Here is a 25,542-nt window from a genome sequence, read left to right as displayed (position 1 = left end):
GTCAGCGTTGGCTGGCGTCGGGCAGGATCGCGTTCTGCGCGCGCTGCTTGCGCTGTTCGCGCGTCTCTTCGACCGGTGCGGTCGGCGTGACGGGTTGCGTCGTCTGGCCGGCCGCGGCGCCGCTGCGGATATCGACGTAAGCTTCGCCGCGCATTTCGCGCAGGTAGCGGTTGTACTCGTCTTCCAGCTTGCGGCGGCCGATCGTCTCGCGCACCTGCGCGCGACGCGTGTCGTCGGTGCTGGCGCTGGTCTGGCGGGTGGCGACGCGCTGCACGATATGCCAACCCGCCGAAGTCTTGAACACCGCCGACACCTGGCCGTCGCGAAGGCCCGCAATCTGCGAACCGAATTCGGGGCCGAAAGCGTCCTGCGCGAACCAGCCCAGGTCGCCGCCCTTGTCCTTGGTGTTCTGGTCTTCCGAACTTTCCTTGGCCACAGTAGCGAAATCGGCGCCGCCGGCGATGCGCGCGCGCAGGGTTTCGGCCTTGGCCTTGGCCTGCGCGTCGGTCGCTTCGTTATCGCTGCGGATCAGGATGTGGCGCGCTTCGTATTGGGTCACCGTGCCCGGCGCCGCTTGCGAGGCATCGCGCACTTCGACCAGCCGTACCAACTGGAAACCGCTCGGCCCGCGCAGCGGCCCGATGATCTGGCCCGGCTGCAGGTTGCGGATCTGGTCCGCGAACACGGTCGGAATCTCGTCCTGGCTGCGCCAGCCCAGGTCGCCGCCTTCCAGCGCGTTCGGGCTGTCGGAATAGCGCACCGCGGCCGCGGCGAAATCCATCTCGCCCTTGTCGATCAGGGCCTTGATGCCGTCGATCTTCTTCTGGCCGGTGGCGATCTGCTCGGCGGTGGCGCCGTCGGGCAAGGCGACCAGGATATGGGCCAGGTGGAACTGCGTGCCGGTGCTGGCCTGCGCGGCCAGCGCGGAGTTCACTTCGGCTTCGCTGACGTTGATCCGCCCCTGCGCGAAGCTCTGCCGCATGCGCTGGGTGATCATCTCGTCGCGCAGCGTGGCGCGGAAATCGTCGAAGCCGATGCCTTCGGCGGCGAGTTGCTGGCGCAGCTGGTCCGGGCTGATGCCGTTCTGGCTGGCGACGCCGTTGACCGCCTGATCCAGTTCGTCGTCGCTGACGCGGATGCCGCTGCGTTCGGCGCGTTCCACCTGCAGGCGCACCAGGATCAGGCGTTCGAGCACCTGTTTTTCGAGTACGTCGCGCGGCGGCAGCTGGTCCTGGCGGTTGGCGTATTGCGCCAGGACGTTGCGCATGGCGCGGTCCAGTTCGCTTTGCAGGATCACGTCTTCCTCGACCACCGCCGCGATGCGGTCGATCGGTTCTGCGGTCTGAGCGTGAGCGGTCAGGGTAGCGGCGAGCGCTGCGGATGCGAGCGCGGACAACAGGAGTTTCTTCATCATAATGAGGGATCCGGATCGGCTTTCTGGCCCGTTGCGGTCTCGGGCGGCACAAGATAAAGGTCGTCCCGGTAATAGCCCAGAATAGCACGGCGCAAGGTGCGTCTCGTATCCTGGCCCGCCGAGCCGAGGCCTTTCAGTTCGATTTCGAAAAGGATGCCGCTGTTCAGGTCGCCTTCGCTGTTTTCGACGTAGCGCCGCGCCATCAGCCGCGCGGCCACGCAGCAGCTCTCCCATTGCACGCCTGCGATCGTTTCCAGTTCCTTGTGGTCGAACAGCGAGTAGTAATAACGGCCGACCACGCTCCATTTCGGATTGATCGGGTAAAGGAAGGAAAGGTCGACTTGCTCGAGCAAATCGGGGCTGTTGTTGACGGTGACCGGCAGGTTGGAGCGGAAGTTCAGATTGCGCCGGTAACGGTAGGCGAAATTGATGATGCCGTCGTCCTTCAACAGGTATCTGGCGCGGAGGCTGGCCAGATCCTCGCGGCGCAGCCGCGAATCCCACTGGTACGAAGCGCCGATGGTCCAGCGGTCGCTGGGCGACCAGTTCGCGTCGGCCACCCATGAGGACTTGCCTTGCTTCACTGCGATTTCGCCGGGAAGCGTAACGCGCGAATCCTCGAAATAGCGGATCTGCCCCAGGCTCACGGAGAATTTTTCGTGTCCGTCGGAACCGCGGATCATGCGGCTGCTGATGGCCATCGTGAGTTGGTTGGCGTCGGCTTGGCGGTCGGCGCCGGAGTAGCGGTTGTCGCGGAAAAGCTGGCCCCAGCTGAATGTGAGCGGCCGCGTATCGAACGCCGGCAACCGCGACTGGTCGCGGTAGGGTACGTTGAGATAGAAGATGCGCGGTTCCAGCGTTTGCAGATAGTCCCGGTCGCGCCAGCGGAAGCTGCGGTCGAAGAACAGGCCGCTATCGACGCTGACGATCGGCAGGCTGCGGGTGGGGCTGTCGTCGCCCACGATCGCGCCCAGCCCATCGTCCAACTGGTATTGCGTGTATCGCCAGGCCGCGGTGGGCCTCAGGAACCAGCTCGCGCCTTCCAGCGGCATGCTGACGTAAGGCTTCAGGTCCAGTCGCGAGCCGCCGGGGAATTCGCGGCGGATGCCGGAGATTACGGCGTCGTCTTTCTGGTAGCGCACCACTTCCGATTCGATGCCGGCCGTAAACCAGTTCGTCAAAGGCCGTTCCCAGACGAAGGCGCCGCGTGGCTTGGCGCTGAAGGGCAGGTTGGCTTTGGTCAGGTTAGGGTCGGCCAGCTGGTAGTGGTTGGCGGTCAACGAGCTGCCCCAGTATCTGCCGCGCCCGTACAAGCCGACGGTACTAACCGCCGTGGTGATCGAAACGCCGTTGATGCTGTTGCTGAAGTCCTCGAAATAACGCGGATCGCTGATCCAGACCAAGCCGCTGCGCGCCTGCCAATGCCGGCTCAAGTTCTGGTAGGCGTTGAAAATGAAATGTCCGCGGTCGCGTTCGCGCAGGTCGTCGTCGGGCATGTACATGCCGGCGATCGTGCCTCGGCCGCGGGGATTGAGGTAGCGAAACTCGGCGCCCAGCGATGCGCCGCGGTTGGTCATGATGCGCGGGTTGAGGGTGGCGTCGTAGTTCGGCGCCAGGTTCAGGTAGATCGGCTGACGGTAGTCGAAACCGTTGCGGTCCGAGTTGGAGATCGACGGATACAACAGGCCGGTGCGGCGCGTGTCGTCGATCGGGAACATGAACCAGGGCACGTACAGCACGGGCACCTTGCCGATGTGCAGCGTCGCGTTGCGCGCCACGCCCATGCCTTTTTCGGTGTCGACGTCGATCCGCTGCGCGCGCAGTTCCCAGCGCTTGTCGCCGGGCGGGCAGGTGGTGTAGGTCGAGCGCCGCATGCCGCCCTTGGAACCGTCGAGCTGGATGGATTCCGCGGCGCCGTTGCCGCGCCGCTCCACCAGCTGATAGCGCACGTCTTCGATCTTGTGCTGGTCCTTGGCCTGGTTGCCTTCCGCGCGGTCGGCAACCACGCGCATGCCGCTGTCCTGGTAGCGGACGTTGCCTTCTGCAACGTAGGTTTCGGTGTCTTCGTTATAGGTCAGCTTGTCGGTACCGATGAACTGGTCGCCGCGGGTCAGCGCCACGTTGCCCTGGTACTCGATCGACTGGTCCTTGACCCCGCCCAGGGTGTCGCCTTCGATATCGGTGGGTTGCTGGCTGCGCGGCGCGGCGATCGCGCCGTTGGCCGGCTTGGGCGCGCCTTCGAAAGGGGGGATGGCGTCGTCCACCGGGCAAAGCCCCCAGTTCGGGGGCGGTTCCGCCGCCTGCGCGGTCAGCGAGATAGCGATGCACAAGGGCAGCGGCAGCAGGCGGAAAACAGGGCGCACGCGGCAATCCGGAACGGAATCGGCGGCTAGCTTGCCGTATCCCATGCGACCCGGCAACGCGAGCGCCTTTTTGTTGTTCAGGTCGAGGCGGGGGCGTGGCCCTGGCGATGAGGCGGTCCAGGCCCGCCTGTGGTGGCAGGCGAGCGGGCCAGTATTCCGCAGCGCTTTGCAGATCTGCTCCGCTCCACCGCTTTTTGCCCTTAAAGACGTCATCTCCGCACAGGCGGAAATCCAGTGCTCCGCTTTGTAAAGAGGGGCTTACCCCGCTGCCATTGCCCTCAAGCCGCCATGTAGCGAAGGCGAGGGATCCAGTGCCTTTGCTTGTCTCCCTTCTTTGAAAAAGAGGGCCCGGGGGAGATTCGCACTTGCTCTGTGTAGGGCGGAGCTTGCTCCGCTGCCTTTGCTGTTGGGTTTGTCGCGACCTGCCGGCCTTTCAGGCCGGGGTTTCGTCCGCTAAAACCGCGGCCGAGTGACTTTCTTTTTGTGGGGCCCAAAAAGAACAGTAACCAAAGAAAAAGGGCCTTTGGAAGGGATCCCGGCGATGGGGCTCCCCCGTATTCTTGGCCACCGCTCGCCAGCCCTCGGGATTCCTCCGTCGCTTCGACATTCAGATTCGGGGCGATCGATCAGAACGCCTCCTTAGCGCAAATCCGCAAAAGCCACGTCACCCATAGGCTGCGAATCAAAATCTAGTACCTGCGTAAGAAGGTCACCTGCGACGAAAGCAGGGTCGCTGGCGGACTTTCAGGCACGACGCATCGCACCGCAGTTCAGGCCCTTTCTTGGGTTACTTTCTTTGGGCCAACAAAGAAAGTGACCCGGCGCAGCCGGAAGCTTTTGTCCATGGCGCGAGCCGCAGCGCAAGCGGCGAGGACGCGGGCCTGGATCCCGGCCTTCGCCGGGATGACGGCTTAGGGGCAAGCGCCAGAGCAAGATGGGTCCCAGCGTTCGCTGGGATGACGGCTTAAAGAGCGAACGGCCTAAGAGCGAAGAGCAGCGGTGCAAGCTCGCTCTACAAAGCCGGAGCAAGGGCAGCGGTCGAGCTCCGCTCCACGAAAGTCTGGGCAAGATGGAGGGGAAGCGAACCGTTCTACGAAGGCCAGCGCATCAGCGCGCGCACGTGGGCCACGCTGCACTCGCGCAAGGCCTGCAGGTCGTAGCCGCCTTCCAGCATCGACACGATCCGGCCTTGCGCATGGCGATCGGCTAGCAGCACCAATTGTTCCGTGATCCAGGCGTAGTCGTCTTCGGCCAAGCGCAATTGCGCCAATGGATCGCGCCAATGCGCATCGAATCCGGCCGAGACCAGGATCAGTTGCGGGCGGAAGGCGTCCAGGGCCGGCAGCAGTTTTTCGCTCCAGATCGCACGGAACTCCGCACCCGACGCGCCGGGCGGAAGCGGTGCGTTGACGATGTTGCCGGCACCGCGTTCGTCGTCGCGGCCGGTGTCTGGGTACAGCGGAAACTGGTGCGAACTGAGGTAGAGCGCGCGCGGATCCGCTTCGAAAATGGCTTGAGTGCCATTGCCGTGGTGCACGTCGAAATCGACGATCGCCACGCGCGCCAGGCCGTGCTTGTCCAACGCATGGCGCGCCGCGACCGCGATCGAATTGAACAGGCAGAAACCCATCGCCGTGTCGCCGGTGGCGTGGTGGCCGGGCGGCCGCACCGCGCAGAACGCGGTTCGTGTCTCGCCGCCGAGCACCGCATCGACCGCGGCGACGCCGGCCCCCGCGGCGCGCAGCGCCGCTTCGGCCGAAGCGGGCGAAAGCACCGTGTCGGGGTCGAGCATGATCCGTCCTTCCGGACGCGTTTCCAGCACGGTATCCAGCAACGAAGCGTCGTGCGCGTGCAGCAGCTGGCCGCGGCTGGCGCGCGGCGCTTCCTGCCATTGAGCGGTTTCGAAGGCGGTGCGCAGGCCGTCGATCACCGCGCCCAGGCGTTCAGGGCATTCCGGATGGCCCGGCCCAGTGTCGTGCGCGAAGCAGGCCGAGTGGGTGAAGAAGACGGGGATGCCGGCGCTCATCGCTTCAGCGCTTGCGGCGCTCGTGCTTCCACAGCACTTCGCCATGGCCATCCGCACGCGCCAGCACGCGCGCCAGCACGAACAGCAGATCCGACAGCCGGTTGAGATAGCGGATCGCTTCGGGACGCACCGGTTCTTGGCGCGACAACGCCACCGTCTCGCGTTCGGCGCGGCGCACGATGGTGCGCGCCAGGTGGCAACGCGCCGCGGCTTCGCCGCCGCCGGGCAGGATGAAATCCTTCAGCGGCGGCAGCGGTTCGTTGTAGCCGTCCAATTGGCGTTCCAGCGCGTCGATGTCGGCATCGAAGATCGCGGCGTGGCCGGGGATGCACAACTCGCCGCCCAGATCGAACAGCTGATGCTGCACGGTGGTGAGCAGATCGCGGATCCCTTCGTCCAACCCGGCGGCCAGCAGCACGCCGATCGCCGAATTGGCTTCGTCGACGGTGCCGTACGCGGCCACGCGCGCCGAATCTTTGGCTACGCGCGTGCCGTCGCCCAGGCCGGTGCTGCCGTCGTCGCCGGTGCGGGTATAGATCTTGCTGAGGCGGTTGCCCATCGCCGGTCAGCGTTGCTTGCGTTCCTGTGCGCCGGCGTGCGAATGCTTGACGATCTGTTCGCTCGCCACCTGCGCGATCGCCGCGACCGCGACGAACATGGCGGTGCTGCGCAGGTAAGGCAGGAACCAGTCGCTGTAGTTCTTCCACCAGCCGGCGAAGGTCGGCTCGGCCACGCTGCTGCTGAGCCAGTAGAAGCTGCCTTGCGCCAGCAGATGGCACAGCGCGGTCGCCGCGAACAGGCTCGCCGCCAGCCGGCCGAGCGCCGCGACGCTCGCGCCTTTGTAATGGCGGGCCAGCCACAGGCCGCCCAGCCACATCGCCAGATGCGCCGGGATCAGGAACCAGTAGCCCGGAGACACGCAGTAATGGCTCCAGAAGCTGATGCCTTGGCTGCTGATGACCCACCAGTCGATCAGTACCGCCAGCGCCATCAGCAGCGGGAATGCCCAGCGCGTCCAGGCGCGCAGATAGAAGCCGCCGATGAAGAACACCGCCCACGACGCGTCGGGGACCGGCGCGAAGTGCGAGAAGACATGGGTCCGGGTCGCGGCCATCAGCAGCACGAGCAGGGACAGGACGATGGCGCGTTGCGTATGGGTGTTCATCGGGCGGGAAACTCCGGGCACGGCGTGCAGGACAGCGCTCATTCTAGCGAACTGGTCGGGCTGCGGCCTTATCATGTCGTGATGAAGGCAAGACACGACGTGCTCATCGTGGGCGGCGGCCTGGTCGGCGCCAGCCTGGCGATCGCGCTGGACCGCCTGGGGCTGGACACGGCCCTGGTGGAGGCCACGCCGGCCGGCGCCCTGCCGGCCGTGTTCGACCAGCGCAACCTCAGCTTCGCAGCGGCCACCGTCAATGCGCTGACCGCGCTCGGGGTGATGCAGAAGCTGTCCGCGCCGACCGGACCGATCCGCAGCATCCAGGTCAGCCGGCGCGGCGACTTCGGCCGGGTCCGGCTGGATGCCGCCGACTACGGCCGCGAGGCTTTCGGCCAAGTGGTGGTGGCGCGCGACTTCGGCCTGGCGCTGGAGGCGCGGCTGGACGAGCTGAACCGCTTCACCCGCTATCGGCCGGCGCGCTTCGTCGGCATCGAAGCCGAAGCCGACGGCACGCGCGCCATCACGATCGCCGACGGCAGCGGCGAGCGGCCGGTCGCCGCCCGCTTGATCGTCGCCGCGGACGGCACGCGCAGCGGCCTGCGCGCCGCGCTCGGCATCGGCCACGACGAGCGCGATTACGGCCAGACCCTGTTCGTGGCGCGCGTCCGCAGCGAACGCGCGCCGGACGGCACCGCCTACGAGCGTTTCGGCGACCACGGCCCCACCGCGCTGTTGCCGCGCGGCGATCGCCATTTCGGCGTGGTGCATGCCGTCGCGCGCGAACAGGCCGATGCGGTCGCCGCGCTCGACGATGCTGCGTGGCTGGAGCGCGTGCAGGATGCCGTCGGTTGGCGCATCGGCAAGTTGGTCGCCAGCGGCCCGCGCAGCGCGTATCCGGCGATAGGCGCCGTGGCCAGGCAGACGGTGGCGCCGCGCGCGGTGCTGGTGGGCAATGCCGCGCAGACGCTGCACCCGATCGGCGCGCAGGGATTCAACCTGGGCCTACGCGATGCGTTGACCTTGGCCGAGATCATCGAGTCGCGTTTGGAAAGCGACGGCGACGTCGATCCCGGCGATGCGACTTTGCTCGACAGCTATGCAACGCGCCGCAGCGAAGATCGCCGCCGCACGCTGGCATTCTCCGACGGTTTGGCGCGGCTCACCGCCAACCCGGCGCCGTGGCTGCGGCCACTGCGCAGTCTCGGGTTGGCGGCGATGGACGGCCTGCCGTCGGTGCAGGGCTACCTGGTCGGCGGCGCGATGGGCTTCCGCGGCGACGTGCCGAGGTTGTGCCGATGAGCCGGCGCAACCGGCTCGATGCCGTGATCGTCGGCGGCGGCGTGGTCGGCGCCGCTTGCGCGCTCGCGCTGTCCGAAATCGGCTTGCAAACGGCTTTGATCGAAGCGCAAGCGCCGCCGCCGTGGCGCGCGGACCGTCCCGACTTGCGCGTATACGCGTTCGCGCCGGACAACGCCGCCTTGCTCGGCGATTTGGGCGTATGGCGGGCCGTGGCCGCTGCGCGCCTGCAGCCTTATCGCCGCATGCGCGTCTGGGATGCGGCCGGCGGCGGCGAGTTGCGTTTCGACGCCGACGCCTTCGGTCGTCGCGAGTTGGGCTGGATCGTCGAGCACGGGTTGCTGGTCGACAAACTGTGGGCCGGGCTTTCGGCGACCGACGTGCGCGTGCAGTGCCCGGCGCGCGTCGATGCGCTGGAACAGCTCGACGACGGCGTGCGCCTGCGCCTGGACGACGGCAGCCGCATCGAAGCCGGGCTGGCGATCGCCGCCGACGGCGCCGAATCCAGCGTGCGCGCCCTGGCCGGGTTGCAGGTCGATGCGCACAGCTATGCCCAGCGTGGCGTGGTGGCCTACGTGCAGACCGAACGTCCGCACGAGCAGACCGCCTGGCAGCGCTTCCTGCCTACCGGACCGCTGGCTTTCCTGCCTTGCGCCGACGGCTCCAGTTCGATCGTGTGGACCTTGCCCGAGGGCGAAGCGGCGCGCATCGCATCGCTCGACGACGACAGCTTCGACCGCGAGCTGACCGCCGCCTTCGACGGCAGGCTCGGCCGCACGCACGCGATATCCAAGCGCGTCGCCTTCCCGCTGCGGCGGCAGCTGGCGCGCGACTACGCGATCGGCCGCGTCGCGTTGATCGGCGATGCGGCGCACGTGGTGCATCCGCTCGCCGGCCAAGGCGTCAATCTGGGCTTGCGCGATGTCGCCGCGCTGCGCGATGCGATCGTGCGGGCGCGTGCGCGCAAGGCTGACTACGCCTCGCCGCAGTCGTTGTCGCGATGGGCGCGCGAGCGCAAGAGCGAAAACGCCGCGGCGGCGCACGCCTTCAGCGGCATCAACCGGCTGTTCTCCAACGACAGCGTCGCCGCCACCTTGATGCGCGGCCCCTTGCTCGGCCTGGCCGGCCGCCTGCCGCCCGTGACGCAGGCGCTGTGGCGGCGCGCCGCGGGCTTGCGGACATAAAAAACGCCCCGCATCTGCGGGGCGCTTTTTTATTCCGGGTTTGCGGATGCTTACATCCAGCCCTTCAACTCATCCCTGCTCAGCCTGCCGTTATTGTTGACGTCGACGGCGCGGAACTCCGCGGTGAGCGTGGCGTTGGAACTGGCCTCGGCGCGGCTCAGGTTGCCGTCGCCGTTCTTGTCCATCGCCGCGAAATCGATCTTGTATTCGCCCACCACCGAATCCGGCGGCAGAGAGTTCACGGTGACCGGCGCTTGCGCCGGCGGCACCGTAGTGGACTGCATCGGCGGCGGTGCGGCAGCTGCGTCCTGCGCTGCTTGCGCGGCTACCTGCGCGCCGACGGCAGCTTCGCCGGCCGTGGCATTGGCGGCCTCGGCGATGGTCTTCGCGCCTTCGGCGACGTCCGAAGCCTGTTTGGTCTGCGCCTGTCCGGCGCCCGACTCGTTGAACGCATTGTTGGCCGCGCCGGCGGCGCCGGCGGCGATGCTGGCGGCGGCGGACGCTTGCGCGGCGCTGTCGCTGGCGACGGTAGCGTTCGCGGCCGCATCTGCGCTTGCCGACTGAGACGCGCTCGCGTTCGCGCTCTGCGCAGCCGCTTCGGCCGTCTGCGCATTGGCGCTGGCCTGCTGCGCGACTTCGGCCGCGGCCTTGCTGTCGCGCTGCGCCTGCTGCTGCTCGGCGGTTTGCGCGAAGGCGGGCGCGCTCAAGCCGAAAGCCGCGGCCAGGGCGATCGAAATAGCGGTTTTTTTTGCGGTCTTCATCGGAGCTACCTCGTGGGAGGACGCTGCGACGGTAGTCCCGGCCCGATCAACCTCGCGTCAACCGCGGCGTTCCAGCCTGAATGGCGGGCAACATTCAGCGCGGGTTTCGGAGCGAAGCGAAAACCGTGATTTCCTCGCGGTCGTGATAAAGCTGGCGCGCGCGCAGCAGCAGCGGTTTTCCCGCCTGCGACGAGAATTCCTGCAGGCACAGGACCGTCTCCTGCCAGCGCCGTTTCATCGGCAGCTTCAGGTTGAAGATCGCGTGACGGCACCACCCTTCGCCGAACCATTGCGCCATGCGGGCAGCGACGCGGCGCGGTTGTTCGACCATATCGCACACCATCCAGTCCAGCGGCCGTTGCGGTTGCCAGGCGAAGCCGTCTGCGCGCAGGTGCTCCACCAGGCCGCTGTCGAACAGATGCGGGCGCAGCGGGCCGTTGTCGATCGCGGTCACGTGCAAGCCGTTGCGCATCAGCACCCAAGTCCAGCCGCCGGGCGCGGCGCCGAGGTCCGCGGCGCGCATGCCCGGTTGCAGCAGACGTTGCCGTTCGTCGTCGTCGAGCAGGCACAGCAGCGCTTCTTCCAGCTTCAGCGCCGAGCGCGACGGCGCATCGGCGTGCATGCGCAAACGCGGGATGCCGAGTGGCCACGGCGCGCTGTCGCTCGGTTCGCCGATCGCCAGCAGCGCCTGGTCGCCGGCGATGAAGCAGACATGCAGCCGTGGCAGATCGTTGCGCTCGCCGGCGCTGAGCAGGCCGGCCTTGCGCAGCGCCGGGCGCAGCGCGTTGGCGAAGCTGCGCGCCAGCCCGGACAGCGGCTTGGCGGCGTCGCTGTCGGGATGTTCGACGAACAGGTCGCCGAACTTCACGTCGGCAGGCAAGGCCGAGAGCATCGGCGCGATGCGGTCGCGCGGATCGAGATCGCGCAGTTCGGCGATCAGCAGCAACTTCTGCCGAGCGAAGATCAGTTCGCGCCATGGCGACGCCTGCGATAGCGCCTGCGCGCTATCGCAGGCGAACACGACATAGCCGGTACCGCGCTCGGTGCGCGCATAGCCGGTATGGCCGGTTTGCGCCGCGCGTTCGGTCAGTTCCGCGGCGAGTTCGGGTTCGAAGCCGGCGCGGCAGTAGCACAGCAGCCCGTTCATCCGGATCGTCGCTGTTGCTTTTGTAGGAGCGGCTTTTGTGGGAGCGGCTTTAGCCGCGAGCTTTTCCGTGCTGCGGCGATCTTGCAAGAGCTCGCGGCTAAAGCCGCTCCCACAAAAGCCGCGTCCGCAGGAATTACGAGGCGGTGCTTAATAGCGGCGGCCGCCGAGCTGGCCGTAGGCGCGCAGCACCGCGCAGGCTTCGTCGCGCCGCAGGTCGCGCACCACCTCGATCCCGCGCCGGTTGAGCTCGCCGATCCAGTCCGCCGGCAGCGGACCTTCGTCGAATTCGGTCAGCGCCATCACGTCGTCGCTGCGCGCGCCGATCAGCAGGCGGTCGATGCCGGCCCAAACGGTGGCGCCGTAGCACTGGCAGCAAGGTTGGGAAGAGGTCGCCAGCGTGTATACGCCATCGCGTTCGCCGGCTTCGTTCTCGTTCAAACGCGCGCGCTGCAGGCGTTGTTGCGCGAGCATGTATGCCATGTTCTCGGCGTGCGCCAGCGACGTGCTCTGCGGCAGTACGACGTTGACGCCGGCCGCGACGACACGGTCGCCCGGCCCGAACACCACCGCGCCGAACGGGCCGCCGGTCTGCGCCTCGATGTTCGTGCGCGACAGCTCGACGGCCAGCGCGACCTTGTCTTCGTCGCTCGCGTAAGCGCGGCCGGCATCGACCGCGTCGTGCACCCAGGCCGGCAAGGTGAGGTGGACTTGCGCGTACAGCATCATTCTTGCGCCGGCGGCGCGGGCGCCGGATCGACGACGGGATCGACCGGCGCAGACAGCGCCGTGCATTGGCCGTTGCTGCATTTGCAGCCCTGGACCGCCTTGAATCCGCAGACCGACATCATGCCGCGCTTCTTGCACTCGGCCGCGACGCCTGCGGGATCGGTCGGACTGTCGACGTTGACGCAGGCGGGCATCATGCCGCAGCAATTGCGCACGTCTTTGACCGCGCAGTCGGCGTCCGTGCTGCATCGCCGGTCGATCGCGGCGGCGACGGCGCGTTCGGCCGGCAACGGACCGCTCTTCGGCGGGGGCTTGGCGGGCGAGGCCGCTTGCGAAGCATTCGATGGCGACGGGTCGGGCGCGGCGGAAGAGGGCGGCGCCGCGCAGGCGGTCGCCATCAGCACGCAGCACGTTGCCAACAAGCCGAGGATGGTATGGCGCATCGGGCTACCCTCCGGTCTGGCTCCAGGTATCGCGTAGCGTAACGCTACGGTTGAACACCGGCGCATCGCTGCGGTGGTCGCGGCGGTCGGCGACGAAATAGCCCAGGCGCTCGAACTGGAACGAAGTTTCGGGCGCGGCGGCGGCCGCGGCAGGTTCGACCCAGCCGCGCGCGATGCTGCGCGAGTCCGGGTTGAGATGGTCGCGGTAGGTCTTCCCCTCGGATTCGTCGTCCGGATCGGCCACCGCGAACAGGCGGTCGTAGAGGCGGATCTCGGCGGCGATCGCGTCGCGTGCGCTCACCCAGTGGATGGTGCCTTTCACCTTGCGGTTGGCGCCTTCCATGTCGGGGCGCGATTCGGGATCGAGCGTGCCGCGCAATTCGACGATCTCGCCGGCTTCGTTCTTGATCACTTCGTCGCAACGGACGATGCCGGCGCCACGCAGGCGCACGTCGCCGCCGGGCACTAGCCGCTTCCAGCCTTTAGGCGGAACTTCGGCGAAGTCCTCGCGTTCGATCCACAACTCGCGCGAGAACGGCACCTCGCGCGTACCCAGCGACTCGTCTTTCGGATGATTGGCGAACGACAGCGTTTCGCGATGACCTTCGGGCAGGTTGGTCAGCACGAACTTGAGCGGGTCGATCACCGCCATGCGCCGCGGCGCGTGCGCGTCGAGGTCGTCGCGCAGGCAGCCTTCCAGCACGCTGAAATCGATCGTCGAGTTCTGCTTGCTGATGCCGACGCGGTCCACCAGCAACCGCAGCGACGCCGGCGTGTAGCCGCGGCGGCGCAGGCCCTGCAGCGTGGGCATGCGCGGATCGTCCCAGCCGTCGACCAGGCCGTCGCCGACCATCGCCACCAATTTTCGCTTGCTCATCACCGTGTAATTGATGTTGAGCCGCGAGAATTCGATCTGGCGCGGCTTGGCGGCCTGGTTCGGCAGGCCGCGGTCCAGCAGCGGCTGCAGCAGCTCGGGCGAATTCGCCAGGCCCACCTTGTCCACGCACCAGTCGTACAGCGGGCGGTGGTCCTCGAACTCCAGCGTGCACAGCGAATGGGTGATGCCTTCGACCGCGTCGCTGAGCGAATGCGCGAAGTCGTACATCGGGTAGATCGGCCAGGCGTCGCCGGTGTTCTGGTGCGCGACCTTCTTGATCCGGTACAGCGCCGGATCGCGCATATTGATGTTGCCGCTGGCCATGTCGATCTTGGCGCGCAGGGTGCGGGCCCCATCGGCGAACTCGCCGGCGCGCATGCGCCGCAGCAGGTCCAGATTCTCGTTCACGCTGCGGTCGCGGAAGGGCGAATTGCGACCGGGCGTGGTCAAACCGCCCCGATATTCGCGCACCTGTTCGGCGCTGAGGTCGCAGACGAAGGCGTCGCCCTGGCGGACCAGCTTTTCGGCGGCTAGGTACAGCACTTCGAAGTAGTCGGAGGCATGGCGCAGTTCGGCCCAGTCGAAGCCGAGCCAGCGCACGTCGTCCTGAATGGCCTGAACGTATTCAGGGTCTTCCTTGGCCGGGTTGGTGTCGTCGAAGCGCAGGTTGCAGACCCCGCCGAACTCGGCGGCGACGCCGAAATTCAGGCAAATGGCCTTGGCGTGGCCGATATGCAGGTAACCGTTGGGCTCCGGCGGGAAGCGGGTGCGGGGCGTCTTGTGCCGGCCCTGGGCCAGATCCTCGCGGACGATCTGGCGGATGAAGTCCTGCTTGCCCGCGACCGGGCCGGCTTCGGTATGCTTGTAGGGCGTGACGGGCGTCACGTTTTCGGGGGTCGAAGCGGGCATGGGACGCAGGGCTCGGGTGGGGGCACAGTCTAACGGGCCGGGTCCGGTTCGTCGCCGCTGGCTCGGCCCGATTCTTGCGTGCGCTCGCCGGCCAAGGGATTGAGCGAGCCAACGCCGGGATCACAGGGGGGCGCCACCATGCAGGTGGTGTTGGAAGCCGGGGCCAACTACGCCGTATCGCCGTGCCCGCTGCCGGGGCACGATGCTGCGCCAGGATCCGCGACTGCGCCATGCGCAGCCGCGCGGCCATGATCGCGCGCTCGACCCATCACGAATGGATGTTCGCCGCCGGCCTGCTGGTGCTGGCGGCGGTATGCGCGGCGAGCGTGCTGGCGGCCTCGTTCACCACGCACCAGGAAGTGTCGTTGCAGGTGGCGCCATTGTCCGGCGGTGCGGTCGCGACATCGGAGGGCGATGGCGTCGATATTCCCGCAAGCCATGGGCCCCCGTCCGAGGCGCGCATGCGTTTCGAGTTGCCGCGCCACGACCCCGGGCAACGTTGGGTGGTGATGTTCAGCCGCGATATCGTCGAGGAGATCGCCGTCGGCAACGCGCGATGGCGCAGCCCTACGCGCCGCTTCTTCGCGCCGGAAGAGAGCGAGGGCGCGATTCCATCCGTGTTCGTATTCCCTCTGCCGGAGCAATGGCAGGGCCCGGTCGTCTTGGATTTGCGGGTGCGCTCGGGCGTCGGCAGCGTGCTGCGGCCGCGAGTGATGAGCGAGACCGCGGCCAGGCGCATCGAACAGCGCACGATCGGTCTGGCCATGTCGATCTACGCCAGCCTGTTCATGCTGGCGCTGGTAATGCTCGCCTTGTTCTACGCGGCGCACGATCGCGCCTTTCTGGCCTATTTCGGCTTCGCGCTCAGCGGCCTGCTGATGATCGCCGCGCTCAACGGCCATCTCTATCTGCTGCCGGGGTTTCACCTGCTGGCGTCCTGGCGGGAACAGGGCATCGCCGCCCTGACCATGTTGTTCAGCGCGGCGGCCTTGCAGATCCTGGCGCTGTACGGCGGCTTGCGCGGCGTGTCGCCGCGGGCGGGCAAGGCGGTCACTGCGGCCTGCGCCGCTTTGTTGGCGATCGCCGGCCTGGCATTGCTGGGCCTGGAAAGCTTGCGCGGCGCATCGCGAACCTTGTCCATGGTCGGTTGGCTCGGCGCCAGTTTCGGTTGCATCGCGATCGGCGTCGACGCGGCCCGGCGCCGCGTCCCGATGGCTTGGCCGATCGCGTTTTGCTGCACCTTGACCGGCCTGGCCGCGATCCTCGCCGAACTGATGTCGCGCGGCTACATCGACGATCTTTGGTGGACGCGGCGCGGCTACCAGGTGGCGCTAGTGGCTTCGGCGGCGATGCTGGCCATCGGCCTGGCGGCGCGCGTGGGCGATTACCGCTCGCAGCGCGACCGGGCCAAGCTGGCGCACGAGGATTCCGACCGCCGCGCGGCGCGCGAGGCCGCGCGACTGGCGCTGGCCGAGGGCCTGCAATCGCAATTGAAGTCGCTGGCCATCGGCGATCTGGAATGGACCGCGTACCGCCGCGTGCTGGACCAGTTGCAGCGCATATTGGATCTGGACGCCGCCGCCGTCGCCGTGTTCGGCGCCGACAACCACAGCCTGCTGGTCGCCGAGCCCACCGAGCGCAAGCCGCAATTCGCGCGCACCGTGGCGCAGCGGCAGAGCGTGCTCAAAGGTTTGGCGCGCACCCGCGCGCCGCTGCAAGTGACGCTGGACGAGCCCGGCGCGCCGGCGACGGGCGCGGCCGTGCCGGCGATCGTGCCGCTGCCGCTGCGGTCGCCGGCCTGGGGCGTGATGATCCTGGAGCGCGGGCGCGGCGAAGGCTTCACCACCGACGAGCTGACCCTGGCCAGCGAGTTCGGGCGCCTGGCGGTGCAGGCCATCGACGAGGCGCAGGCCGCGATCCGCCTGCGCCGCTCGGCGGAAATGGATGCGCTCACCGGCGCGCTGAACCGGCGCACGCTGGACCAGTGGCTGGCGCGCAACTTCGGCGAGGCGCACCGCAACAACCGCGATCTGTCGGTGCTGTTCGTCGATCTGGACAACTTCAAGTCGATCAACGACACCTACGGCCATGCCGCCGGCGACCATTGCCTGCGGCGGGTGTCGGGCGCGCTGAACGGCGTGATCGGCGGCAACGATCTGCTCGGCCGCTACGGCGGCGAGGAATTCCTGATCGTTTCGATGCTGTCCACGGCGGATATGGCGCGGCAGCTCGGCGAACGCATCCGCGCCGCGGTGGAGGAGCTGCCTGTGGAATGGAACGGCCATCCGCTCAAACTCACCGCCAGCGTCGGCGTGGCGTCGCGCTGGCCGCACGAGAGCACGCCCAACGAAACCATCGAGCGCGCCGACCGCGCGCTGTACGCCGCCAAGCGCGGCGGCCGCAATCGCGTGAGCGTGGCGCCTGCCGTGTTCGTCTGATGTGGCAACATGGTGGGATCGCGACGGCTGCGGACCTTCCATGCTCACCCTGGTGATCGGCAACAAGAATTATTCCTCGTGGTCGCTGCGGCCCTGGCTGCTGATGCGGCATTTCGGCGTGCCGTTCGCCGAACATGCGCTGTTGCTGGATACGCCTTCTTTCTACGAGGAAATCGAGCGCTGGTCGCCCAACCGCAGCGTGCCGGCGCTGCACGACGACGACTTGGTGATCTGGGATTCGCTGGCGATCTGCGAGTACGTCAACGAGCGTTTCCTGGAAGGCCGCGGCTGGCCTTCCGACCCGCGCGCACGGGCGCAGGCGCGCTCGGCCGCGGCGGAAATGCATTCGGGCTTCGTCGCGTTGCGCAAGCAACTGCCGATGAACCTGCGCCGGCAACCCGACGGCTACCATTGGAACGCCGATGCCGACCGCGACATCGCCCGCGTGCAGGCGATTTGGCGCGGGCTGCGCCAGGCCTACGGCGCCGGCGGCCCGTTCCTGTGCGGCGAATTCGGCATCGTCGATGCGATGTTCGCGCCGGTGCTGGTGCGCTTCGCCGGTTACGGCGCACCCATTGACGCCACCGCGCAGGCCTATGGCGAAGCGATCCGCGCCTTGCCCGCATACGCCGAGTGGCATGCGGCTGCGCTTGCCGAAACGGTGCGCCTGCCGGATACCGACAACCTGGCGGCGGAACCGGCGAAATGACGGCCATGCGTACCGACCGCGCCGCGCTGTTGTCGATGCTGGCCGGCGCCGCGCTGATCGGCACCAACGCGATGATGGTGCGCTTCGCCGGCACGCCGCCGACCGTGTCGGCTTTCTGGCGGATGCTGTTCGCCGGGTTGATGCTGGTGCTGCTGCTGCGCGCCACCGGGCGCTGGCAGAAGCTGCCCCGCAACGCGTGGTGGTGGGCGCTGGTACCGGCGACGGCGTTCGCCTGCGATCTGTGGCTCTGGCATCGCAGCATCCTGCTGATCGGCCCCGGCCTGGCGACGCTGCTCGGCAACGCGCAGGTGTTCTTCATGGCGCTGGCCGGCGTGCTGCTGTACCGCGAGCGGCTGGGGCCGCGTTTTCTGGCCGGCATCGTATTGGCCTTCGTCGGCTTGTGGCTGCTGCTCGGCAGCGGGTGGAGCGCCTTGCCGCCGCAGTTCCGCTGGGGCGTCTGGCTCGGCTTGGGCACCGGCGTCTGCTACGCGATCTACAACATCACGCTGCGCCGCGCGCAGCAGCACGCGCGCGAAGCCTCGCGGGGGCCCGCACCGATCGAACAGGTGCTGGCGATCGCATCGCTGGGCAGCGCCGTGCTGTTGGGGATGATGGCGGCGGCGGAGGGCGCCTCGTTCGCGATCCCGTCCTGGCAGTCGCTGGCGATCCTGCTCACGCTCGCGCTGTTCGGGCATTGCCTGAGCTGGGTGCTGATCTCGCGCGCGATGCCGCATCTGAGCGTGGCGCTGATCGGGCTGCTGCTGTTGTTGCAGCCGATCGTCGCGTTCCTGCTGGATGTCTGGGCGCTGGACCGCGCCACCACGCCGCGCGAATGGGCGGGTCTGGCGGTCAGCCTGGCCGGCATTTTCCTGGCGGGCCTGAAAGGACGTTCGCGCCTGCCGGAGCAGCCGACCTAGGGCAGCGGCACCTTGAAGCGGCCGCCGCTGCCCGCACATCAGGAGCAGGCCATCCGGGAGCGCGCGCATGTTGGGTATCGGCGGTTACAAGCAACGCATGGTGGATGCCTCCCGCGCCTTGCGAGGGCGCGATACGCCTATGCGCGTGGGCAACGCGCACCACGTGCATGGCCGGCCGATCGCGGGCGATTTCGCCGGATTGAAGCGCGTGCAGTTCGCGCTGGGTTGCTTCTGGGGCGCCGAGCGCAAATTCTGGTCGCTGCCCGGCGTCGAGACCACGGCGGTGGGTTATGCCGGCGGCTTCACGCCCAATCCCACCTACGAGGAAGTCTGTTCGGGCGAAACCGGCCACACCGAAGCGGTGCTGGTGGTCTACGACGAAGCCAAGATTGCGTTCGAGCAACTGCTGAAGACGTTCTGGGAAAGCCACGATCCGACCCAGGGCATGCGCCAGGGCAACGACGCCGGTACGCAATATCGGTCGGCCATCTATTGCTACGACCAGGCGCAGTACGACGCCGCCATCGCCAGCCGCAACATGTACCAACAGCAGTTGCGTGCGGCCGGCTACGGAGACATCACCACCGAGATCGTCTATCCGGCGCCGGAGTTCTATTACGCCGAGGACTACCACCAGCAATACCTGTCGAAGAATCCCGGTGGTTATTGCGGCTTGGGCGGGACCAATGTCAGTTGCCCGATAGGGTTGGGCGCAACAGCCTAAAACGCAGCCGCTCTTGCGCAGCGCGCGTTACGTTTTTTTATCGGCAGCAGGCGTGTTGGGCGCGAACAGATCCTGCGGCAACGCGCGGAACACTTCGGCCAACTGCAGCAGGAATTCATGCATCGCCGAACTCTTTCGCCACGCCAGCGCGATGCGGCGGCTGGGCTGCGAATCATTGAAGCCCAACAGATGGATGCTTTCCGAGCGCGCCACCGGCGGTTTGGTGGCGAGCATCGGCAGCAACGTTACGCCGACGTTGGCGGCGACCATCTGCCGCAGCGTTTCCAGGCTGGTGGCCTGGAAACCGGACTTCTCGGTAGCGCCGGACAATTGGCAAACGTCCAGCGCCTGGTCGCGCAGGCAGTGCCCGTCCTCGAGCAGCAACAGGCGCTGGTCGGCCAGTTCCTTCAGCGCCAGGCTGTCGCGCGCGGCCAGGGGATGGTGTTCCGGCACCGCCAGCAGGAAGAATTCCTCGAACAGGAATTCGGTATGCAGTTGCTCATCGTGCAGCGGCAGGGCCAGCAGGCCGGCGTCGAGCTTGCCGTCGCGCAGACGCGACAGCAGCACATCGCTTTTTTCTTCGACCAGCAACAGTTCCAAGCGCGGGAAACGCGCACGGATCCGCGGCACCGCATGCGGCAACAGGTAGGGACCGAGGGTGGGGAAGACGCCGAGCCGGATCGTGCCCGCTTCCGGATCCTGGCTGCGGCGCGCCGATTCGCGCATCTGCTCCACGTCGCCGACGATGCGCCGCGCGCGGTCGGCGATGTCGCGGCCGGCCGGCGTCAGCATGACTTGCCGCGGCGCGCGTTCGACCAGGGTCACGCCGAGTTCTTCCTCGAGTTTCCTGATCTGCGTGGACAGCGTCGGCTGGCTGACGAAGCACGCCTCCGCGGCGCGACCGAAGTGCTTGTGGTCGGCGAGAGCGACGAAATAGCGGAGGTCGCGGAGGTTCATGGTTGCGATAGTCTACAGCTATCGATAGAATATAAACAATCGACTGGCTGAATCTATGTTGCGGCGCAATAATAGGTCCCGTCGAGCCGCAGCCCCGCCTGCCGGCACAACCCTTTCATCACCCAGGAGCGATCACATGCTGACCGTCGGCGACAAGCTGCCCACCTTCAAGCTCAAGGCTACCGTTTCCACCGATCTGAACAACGCTTTCGTCGATATCGACAACGATACCTACAAGGGCAAGTGGCTGGTCCTGTTCTTCTACCCGAAGGATTTCACCTTCGTCTGCCCGACCGAGATCGCCGGCTTCGCCGCGCACAACCAGGCCTTCCTGGACCGCGACGCGCAACTGCTCACCGGCAGCACCGACAGCGAGTTCGTGCACCACGCCTGGCGCACGCACCACAAGGACCTGGCCAACCTGCCGTTCCCGATGCTGGCGGACATCAAGCGCGAATTCACCAGCGCGCTGGGCATCCTCGACAAGAACGAAGGCGTGGCGCAGCGCGCGACCTTCATCGTCGACCCGGACGGCGTGATCCGCTTCGTGTACGTCACCGACCTGTCGGTCGGCCGCAGCCCGGAAGAAGTGCTGCGCGTGCTCGACGCGCTGCAGACCGACGAGCTGTGCCCGTGCAACTGGAAGCAGGGCGACGACGTCCTCAAGGCCGCCTGACCGGCAGCCGCAGTTCGATTCCGCCGCGTATCCCCTCCCTCGCGTCGGCGGGATCCCGAAGGCGGCCCACTGGCCGCCTTCGTTTTTTCCTGCTTTCGCTTTTGTGGGAGCGGCTTCAGCCGCGAGCTTTTCAAGCGCATCGCGTTGTGCCGGGAAGAGCTCGCGGCTGAAGCCGCTCCCACAAAAGCGACACAAGACAAGGACAACGACATGAGCCTCTCCGACCTGCGCAACCAACTCCCCGATTACGCCAAGGACCTCAAGCTCAACCTCGACAGCGTGCTGTCCGACGGCGGCTCGCCGGGCCTGGACGGCAAGAAGATCCGCGCCGTCGCGCTGGCCTGCGCGATCGCCTCGCGCCACGCGCCGCTGGTGCGCGCGATCGAGGCCTTCGCCGCCGAGCAACTGTCGCCGGAAGAAGTCTCCGGCGCCAAGGCCGCCGCCGCGATCATGGCGATGAACAACATCTACTACCGCGCCACCCATCTGATCCACAACGACGAATACGGCCAGCTGCGCGCCGGCTTGCGCATGAACGTGATGGCCAATTCCGGCCTGGACAAGGTGACTTTCGAGCTGGCCTCGCTCGCGGTCTCGGCGATCAACGGCTGCGGCGCGTGCATGGACTCGCACGAGCGCACGCTGCGCCAGCACGACGTGAGCGCGCAGGGCGTGCAGAGCGCGCTGAAGATCGCCGCGGTGGTGCATGCGGTGGCGGTGACGCTGGAGCAATCTGCCGGCTGAGGCTGTCGATCTTTGTAGGAGCGGCTTTAGCCGCGAGCTCTTGATTCGATTGGTGCGGCCGGGAAAAGCTCGCGGCTAAAGCCGCTCCTACAAAAGCCGCTCCTGCAAAATGGTGTGGCGCAAAAAACGGGTCGAGCAGGACTTTCGTCATGGGTCGGCGGGCTGTGCCGCTAGGTATTCTCCCGGATCGACCCGGGAGACCTCACTGATGCGCTCGATCCGTCCCACGCTGCTCGCTTCCGCCCTGCTGTTCGCCACCGGCCTGGCCCACGCAGCCGATTCCGCCGTGCCCCGCGGGCCGCTGCCCCGCACCGTGGTGCCGTCGCTGGTCAAGCTGGAACTCAAGCTCGATCCCAAGCAGGAGCGCTTCAGCGGCAAGACGCGCATCGAAGCCAAGGTGGCGCAGGCCACCGATACGATCTGGATGCACGGCCGCGATCTGAAGATCGCCAAGGCCGAAGCGGTGGTCGCCGGCGGCAAGCGCATCGCGTTGACCCCCGAAACCGCCGACGTGTCCGGCGTGCTGAAGTTCACCGCTGCCGAACAGATTCCCGCGGGCGACGCCGTCATCGAAATCGCCTACGACGCGCCGTTCGGCGAACTGCAGGGCGCCTACCGGGTCAAGCCCGACGGCAGCGACTACATCGTCACGCAGATGGAACCGCTGGGCGCGCGCAACACCTTCCCGGGTTTCGACGAACCCAGCTTCAAGCAGCCCTGGGACATCACTCTGATCGTGCCGGAAGGCGACGTCGCGGTTGCCAACAGCGCCGAAACCAAAACGGAAAAGCTCGCGGGCGGCTGGAAAAAAGTCAGCTTCGCACGCACCGAAGCGCTGCCTAGCTACTTGATCGCATTCGCGGTCGGCCCCTGGGACGTGCCTGTCGGCCCCGATATCGCACCGAACGGTTCGCGCACCGCGCCGATCAAGCTGCGCGGCATCGCCGCCAAGGGCCAGGGCGAGCGCATGAAGTACTCGCTGGCCAATACGCCGGCGATCGTGCACGCGCTCGAGGATTATTTCGGCATTCCGTATCCGTTCGACAAGCTCGACAACGTCGCCGCCCCCGATTTCTGGGCCGGCGCGATGGAGAACGCGGGCCTGATCGTCTACCGCGACAGCCTGATGTTCATCGACGAAAAATCCGCGGTCGGCCAGCGCCAGGGCTATTGGGGCGTCAGTGCGCACGAACTCGCGCACCAGTGGTTCGGCGACCTGGTGACGATGAAATGGTGGGACGACCTGTGGCTCAACGAAGCCTTCGCCACGTGGATGGGCAACAAGATCACCGGCCAGCTGCAGCCGCAGTTCCACACCGACCGCGGCATCCTGGAAGGCGGTCTGGGCGCGATGGGCGCCGACAGCCTGGCCAGCACGCGCCGGATCCATGAGCCGATCAACGATTTCACCCAGATCCAGTCGGCCTTCGACGGCATCACCTACCAGAAGGGCGGTGCGGTGCTGGCCATGTTCGAGAACTACGTCGGCGAAACCAAGTTCCGCGACGGCGTCCGCAACTACCTGAAGAAGCATTCGCGCGGCAACGCCACCAGCGCCGACCTGATCGCCGCCGTCGCGGCGCAGAGCAACGAAGCCGACGCCATCGATGCCGCGTTCAAGAGCTACATCGACCAGCCCGGCGTGCCGTTCCTGAAGATCGATGTGGAATGCGGCAAGGGCAAGCCGACGCTGGTGCTGCAGCAGCAGCGCTACCTGCCGATCGGTTCCAGCGCCAGCGCCGACCAGACCTGGGGCATCCCGTTGGCCGTGCGCTACGACGACGGCGGCCAGGTGCGCGAAGAGAAAGGCATCGTCACCGGCAAGCAGGCGCGCTTCGAGCTGAAGCAGGCGCAGTCCTGCCCGGCCTGGGTGATGCCGAATGCGCACGGCGCGGGCTACTACCGTTTCGCGCTGGCGCCCAAGTGGCAGCAATCGCTGTCCGGCGCCTTCGCCAAGCTCGACGAGCGCGAGCAGCGCGTTTATGCCGATTCGGTCACCTCGGCGTACGGCGCCGGCGCGTTGACCTCTTCGCAACTGCTGGCCGCGCTGCCGCAGTTCGCCAGCGCCCAGGTGCGCCAGACCGCCATCGCCGGCATGTACAACCTGCGCTGGATGGAAGAGCAGCTGATCAGCGACGACAAGCAGCGCGCCGAATTCCTCGCCTCTGCCGCGGAAATCTATCGTCCGCGCCTGCAGCAGTTGGGTTACGAACTGAAGGAAGGCGAGAGCGACGACGACCGCATCCTGCGCGGCAACCTGGTCGCGTTCTTCGCCGGCGGCTTCAAGGATCCGGCGGTGCGCGCGGAAATGAACAAGCGCGGCCGCACCGTGCTGGGCCTGGACGGCGACGGCAAGCTCAATGCCGATGCGGTGCCCAGGGATCTGCGCGGCACGGCGTTGTGGGTGGCGGTGCAGGAAGGCGGCAAGCCGGCGTTCGACGCCGCAGAGAAGCATTTCCGCGCGAGCCAGGATGCGGTGTTGCGCAGCCAGCTGCTGGGCGCGCTGGGCAACAGCACCGATCCGCAACTGGCCGAGCGTGCGCGTGCGCTGGTGTTCGAGGAAGGCCTGCTGCGCCGGAACGAAATCGTCGCGCTGGTCGGCGAGCAGGCCAACGATCCTGCGATGCGCCCGGCATTGCGGCAGTGGGTGGACGGCCACTTCAGCGAGCTCGAAGCGAAGCTGGCGCCGGCCGGCGCCAGGTTGGTCGGCCTCTATGCCGACGGCATGTGCAGCGCCGCGGACGCGGCCGATGTCGAGAGCAAGTTCGCCGAGCGCATGAAGAACATCGAAGGCGGGCCGCTGGAGCTCAAGCAGACCGGCGAGGCGATCCGTCTGTGCGCGGCGGCCAAGCAGGCGCGGGCGGGGCAGCCGCTGACATTCGCCAAGAAATGACGCCGTCGGCCGGGCTCGCCGCCCTCGTCGTCGGCGAGCCTTGGCCGCGGCTTCTCCTTGTTCCATGGCTTTTGTAGGAGCGGCTTTGTGGGAGCGGCTTCAGCCGCGAGCTCTTTCTCGCAGCTCGCGCGAGCGTGCGAGGAAAGCTCGCGGCTGAAGCCGCTCCTACGAAGAGCAGGCGACGGCAGGCGAGCCGCATGCCGTTAAGATAGTCCGATGGCCGGCACCGCACCCACGCTCGAGCATGCGCTGCGCGCTGCGCGCGGACGCATCGCGGCCGAGGATGCGGAGCTGCTGTTGCTGCATGCATTGCAGCGCCGCGACCGCGCTTGGCTGTTCGCGCATGCCGCCGATCCGGTGCCTGCCGACGCGGCGTCCCGTTTCGAATCGCTGATCGCCCGCCGCGAGCAGGGCGAGCCGGTCGCTTATCTGCTCGGCCGACGCGGGTTCTGGACTTTGGACCTCGAAACGACGCCGGCGGTGCTCATCCCGCGCCCCGAAACCGAATTGCTGGTGGAGCAGGCGGCGGTGCGCATCCCCGCCGATCGTTCCGTGCGCGTGGCCGACCTCGGCACCGGCAGCGGCGCGATCGCCCTGGCCATCGCAAGCGAACGGCCGCAAGCCAGCGTAGTGGCTACCGACGCCAGCGAAGCGGCGCTGGCCGTGGCTCGCGCGAACGCGCGCGCGCACGGGATCCGCAATGTCGAATTCCGCCACGGCGACTGGCTGTCGCCGCTGGCCGGCGAGCGTTTCGACCTGATCGCCAGCAATCCGCCGTACATCGCCGCCGGCGACCCGCACCTGCGGCAGGGCGATCTGCGCTTCGAACCGGAAAGCGCGCTGGCGTCGGGCAGCGACGGGCTCGACGCGATCCGCACCATCGTCCGTGCTGCGCCCGCGCATCTGCTGCCCGGCGGCTGGCTGCTGCTCGAGCATGGCTGGGAGCAGGGCGAGGCGGTGCGCGGCCTGTTGCGGCTCGCGGGCTTCGTCGATGTCGCCACCGAGCGCGATCTGGAAAGCCGCGACCGCGTGACTCTCGGCCGCTGGTCCTAACCGCCTTGTAGGAGCGGCTTTAGCCGCGAGCTCTTCGGTTCGTACGTGGGTGGGTGAAAGCTCGCGGCTAAAGCCGCTCCTACGAAAAGCAGGTCTGCGGGCTAAACTAGCGCCCTACACGTT

21 protein-coding genes are annotated in these 25,542 nt (G+C 67.4%); 10 read left to right on the top strand and 11 right to left on the bottom strand.

The features are described 5' to 3' along the window. Window position 1: 1 nt before the first annotated feature. The 5 genes from M2650_RS07390 to M2650_RS07370 form a co-directional block, all read right to left on the bottom strand. Window positions 2-1,411: a peptidylprolyl isomerase gene (locus M2650_RS07390; protein ID WP_425602533.1), complete on the bottom strand. Its 1,410-nt coding sequence runs from the start codon at window positions 1,409-1,411 to the stop codon at window positions 2-4. Continuing rightward, entirely contained in the window at window positions 1,411-3,777 is a 2,367-nt protein-coding gene (gene lptD / locus M2650_RS07385) for an LPS-assembly protein LptD (RefSeq protein ID WP_425602510.1), read from the bottom strand. The genes M2650_RS07390 and lptD overlap by 1 nt, the downstream gene beginning before the upstream one ends. A 1,090-nt stretch (window positions 3,778-4,867) precedes the next feature. Further along, a complete protein-coding gene (locus M2650_RS07380) occupies window positions 4,868-5,803 on the bottom strand; it encodes a histone deacetylase family protein (RefSeq protein WP_249472924.1) in 936 nt (311 codons plus the stop codon). A 4-nt stretch (window positions 5,804-5,807) separates the two neighbouring features. After that, the gene (locus M2650_RS07375; protein WP_249472922.1) at window positions 5,808-6,362 is read right to left on the bottom strand and encodes a cob(I)yrinic acid a,c-diamide adenosyltransferase; all 555 of its coding nucleotides are present in this window, start codon (window positions 6,360-6,362) and stop codon (window positions 5,808-5,810) included. Between the two features lie 6 nt (window positions 6,363-6,368). Then, window positions 6,369-6,968: a hypothetical protein gene (locus tag M2650_RS07370; RefSeq protein ID WP_249472920.1), complete on the bottom strand. Its 600-nt coding sequence runs from the start codon at window positions 6,966-6,968 to the stop codon at window positions 6,369-6,371. A gap of 81 nt (window positions 6,969-7,049) precedes the next feature. Between M2650_RS07370 and ubiH the strand changes: the two genes are divergently transcribed. Both ubiH and M2650_RS07360 read left to right on the top strand, forming a co-directional pair. After that, window positions 7,050-8,264, top strand: a complete 1,215-nt coding sequence (ubiH, locus tag M2650_RS07365) for a 2-octaprenyl-6-methoxyphenyl hydroxylase (RefSeq protein WP_249472918.1) — start codon at window positions 7,050-7,052, stop codon at window positions 8,262-8,264. Continuing rightward, entirely contained in the window at window positions 8,261-9,445 is a 1,185-nt protein-coding gene (locus tag M2650_RS07360; RefSeq protein WP_249472916.1) for a UbiH/UbiF family hydroxylase, read from the top strand. Before ubiH ends, M2650_RS07360 begins: the two co-directional genes overlap by 4 nt. Window positions 9,446-9,495: 50 nt before the next feature. Here the strand turns inward: M2650_RS07360 and M2650_RS07355 are convergent, their stop codons facing one another. The 5 genes from M2650_RS07355 to M2650_RS07335 form a co-directional block, all read right to left on the bottom strand. Next, window positions 9,496-10,206 (bottom strand): EF-hand domain-containing protein, encoded by a 711-nt coding sequence (locus M2650_RS07355; RefSeq protein ID WP_249472914.1) that lies wholly within the window; start codon window positions 10,204-10,206, stop codon window positions 9,496-9,498. A gap of 94 nt (window positions 10,207-10,300) precedes the next feature. Continuing rightward, window positions 10,301-11,353 carry a 23S rRNA (cytidine(2498)-2'-O)-methyltransferase RlmM gene (gene rlmM / locus M2650_RS07350; protein WP_249472913.1) on the bottom strand — a complete coding sequence of 351 codons (1,053 nt, stop codon included), beginning with the start codon at window positions 11,351-11,353 and terminating at the stop codon, window positions 10,301-10,303. Window positions 11,354-11,500: 147 nt separating this feature from the next. Beyond that, window positions 11,501-12,076, bottom strand: a complete 576-nt coding sequence (locus M2650_RS07345; RefSeq protein ID WP_249474281.1) for a nucleoside deaminase — start codon at window positions 12,074-12,076, stop codon at window positions 11,501-11,503. Further along, window positions 12,076-12,522 (bottom strand): hypothetical protein, encoded by a 447-nt coding sequence (locus M2650_RS07340; RefSeq protein WP_249472911.1) that lies wholly within the window; start codon window positions 12,520-12,522, stop codon window positions 12,076-12,078. Before M2650_RS07340 ends, M2650_RS07345 begins: the two co-directional genes overlap by 1 nt. A gap of 4 nt (window positions 12,523-12,526) precedes the next feature. Further along, the gene (locus M2650_RS07335) at window positions 12,527-14,308 is read right to left on the bottom strand and encodes a glutamine--tRNA ligase/YqeY domain fusion protein (protein ID WP_249472910.1); all 1,782 of its coding nucleotides are present in this window, start codon (window positions 14,306-14,308) and stop codon (window positions 12,527-12,529) included. A 230-nt stretch (window positions 14,309-14,538) separates the two neighbouring features. Between M2650_RS07335 and M2650_RS07330 the strand changes: the two genes are divergently transcribed. The 4 genes from M2650_RS07330 to msrA all read left to right on the top strand — a co-directional run bounded on the left by M2650_RS07330 (window position 14,539) and on the right by msrA (window position 19,096). Then, complete coding sequence (locus M2650_RS07330) at window positions 14,539-16,746, top strand: sensor domain-containing diguanylate cyclase (protein WP_249472908.1); 2,208 nt, start codon at window positions 14,539-14,541, stop codon at window positions 16,744-16,746. 40 nt (window positions 16,747-16,786) lie between these two features. After that, complete coding sequence (locus tag M2650_RS07325) at window positions 16,787-17,455, top strand: glutathione S-transferase family protein (RefSeq protein ID WP_249472905.1); 669 nt, start codon at window positions 16,787-16,789, stop codon at window positions 17,453-17,455. Continuing rightward, entirely contained in the window at window positions 17,452-18,372 is a 921-nt protein-coding gene (locus tag M2650_RS07320) for a DMT family transporter (RefSeq protein WP_249472903.1), read from the top strand. Before M2650_RS07325 ends, M2650_RS07320 begins: the two co-directional genes overlap by 4 nt. Before the next feature lie 67 nt (window positions 18,373-18,439). Continuing rightward, window positions 18,440-19,096 carry a peptide-methionine (S)-S-oxide reductase MsrA gene (gene msrA / locus M2650_RS07315; RefSeq protein WP_249472901.1) on the top strand — a complete coding sequence of 219 codons (657 nt, stop codon included), beginning with the start codon at window positions 18,440-18,442 and terminating at the stop codon, window positions 19,094-19,096. A gap of 27 nt (window positions 19,097-19,123) precedes the next feature. On the opposite strand, the gene M2650_RS07310 is transcribed toward msrA, so the two are convergent. Continuing rightward, on the bottom strand, window positions 19,124-20,053 hold the full coding sequence (locus M2650_RS07310; protein ID WP_249472899.1) for a LysR substrate-binding domain-containing protein: 930 nt from the start codon (window positions 20,051-20,053) through the stop codon (window positions 19,124-19,126). A 136-nt stretch (window positions 20,054-20,189) separates the two neighbouring features. Between M2650_RS07310 and M2650_RS07305 the strand changes: the two genes are divergently transcribed. From M2650_RS07305 to prmC, 4 genes are all read left to right on the top strand, one after another. Continuing rightward, window positions 20,190-20,729 carry a peroxiredoxin gene (locus M2650_RS07305; protein WP_249472896.1) on the top strand — a complete coding sequence of 180 codons (540 nt, stop codon included), beginning with the start codon at window positions 20,190-20,192 and terminating at the stop codon, window positions 20,727-20,729. 210 nt (window positions 20,730-20,939) lie between these two features. Beyond that, on the top strand, window positions 20,940-21,473 hold the full coding sequence (gene ahpD, locus M2650_RS07300; RefSeq protein ID WP_249472895.1) for an alkylhydroperoxidase, AhpD family: 534 nt from the start codon (window positions 20,940-20,942) through the stop codon (window positions 21,471-21,473). Between the two features lie 208 nt (window positions 21,474-21,681). Continuing rightward, window positions 21,682-24,366, top strand: a complete 2,685-nt coding sequence (locus M2650_RS07295; protein ID WP_249472892.1) for a M1 family metallopeptidase — start codon at window positions 21,682-21,684, stop codon at window positions 24,364-24,366. 216 nt (window positions 24,367-24,582) lie between these two features. Then, window positions 24,583-25,419: a peptide chain release factor N(5)-glutamine methyltransferase gene (prmC, locus tag M2650_RS07290; RefSeq protein ID WP_249472890.1), complete on the top strand. Its 837-nt coding sequence runs from the start codon at window positions 24,583-24,585 to the stop codon at window positions 25,417-25,419. Window positions 25,420-25,542: the final 123 nt, after the last annotated feature.

The organism is Luteimonas galliterrae (genome assembly GCF_023374055.1).
In the GTDB taxonomy this organism is placed as follows: Bacteria; Pseudomonadota; Gammaproteobacteria; order Xanthomonadales; family Xanthomonadaceae; genus Luteimonas_C; species Luteimonas_C galliterrae.
The sequence above is the reverse complement of the archived record's forward strand: the minus strand, read 5'-3'. Positions and strand labels throughout refer to the sequence as shown.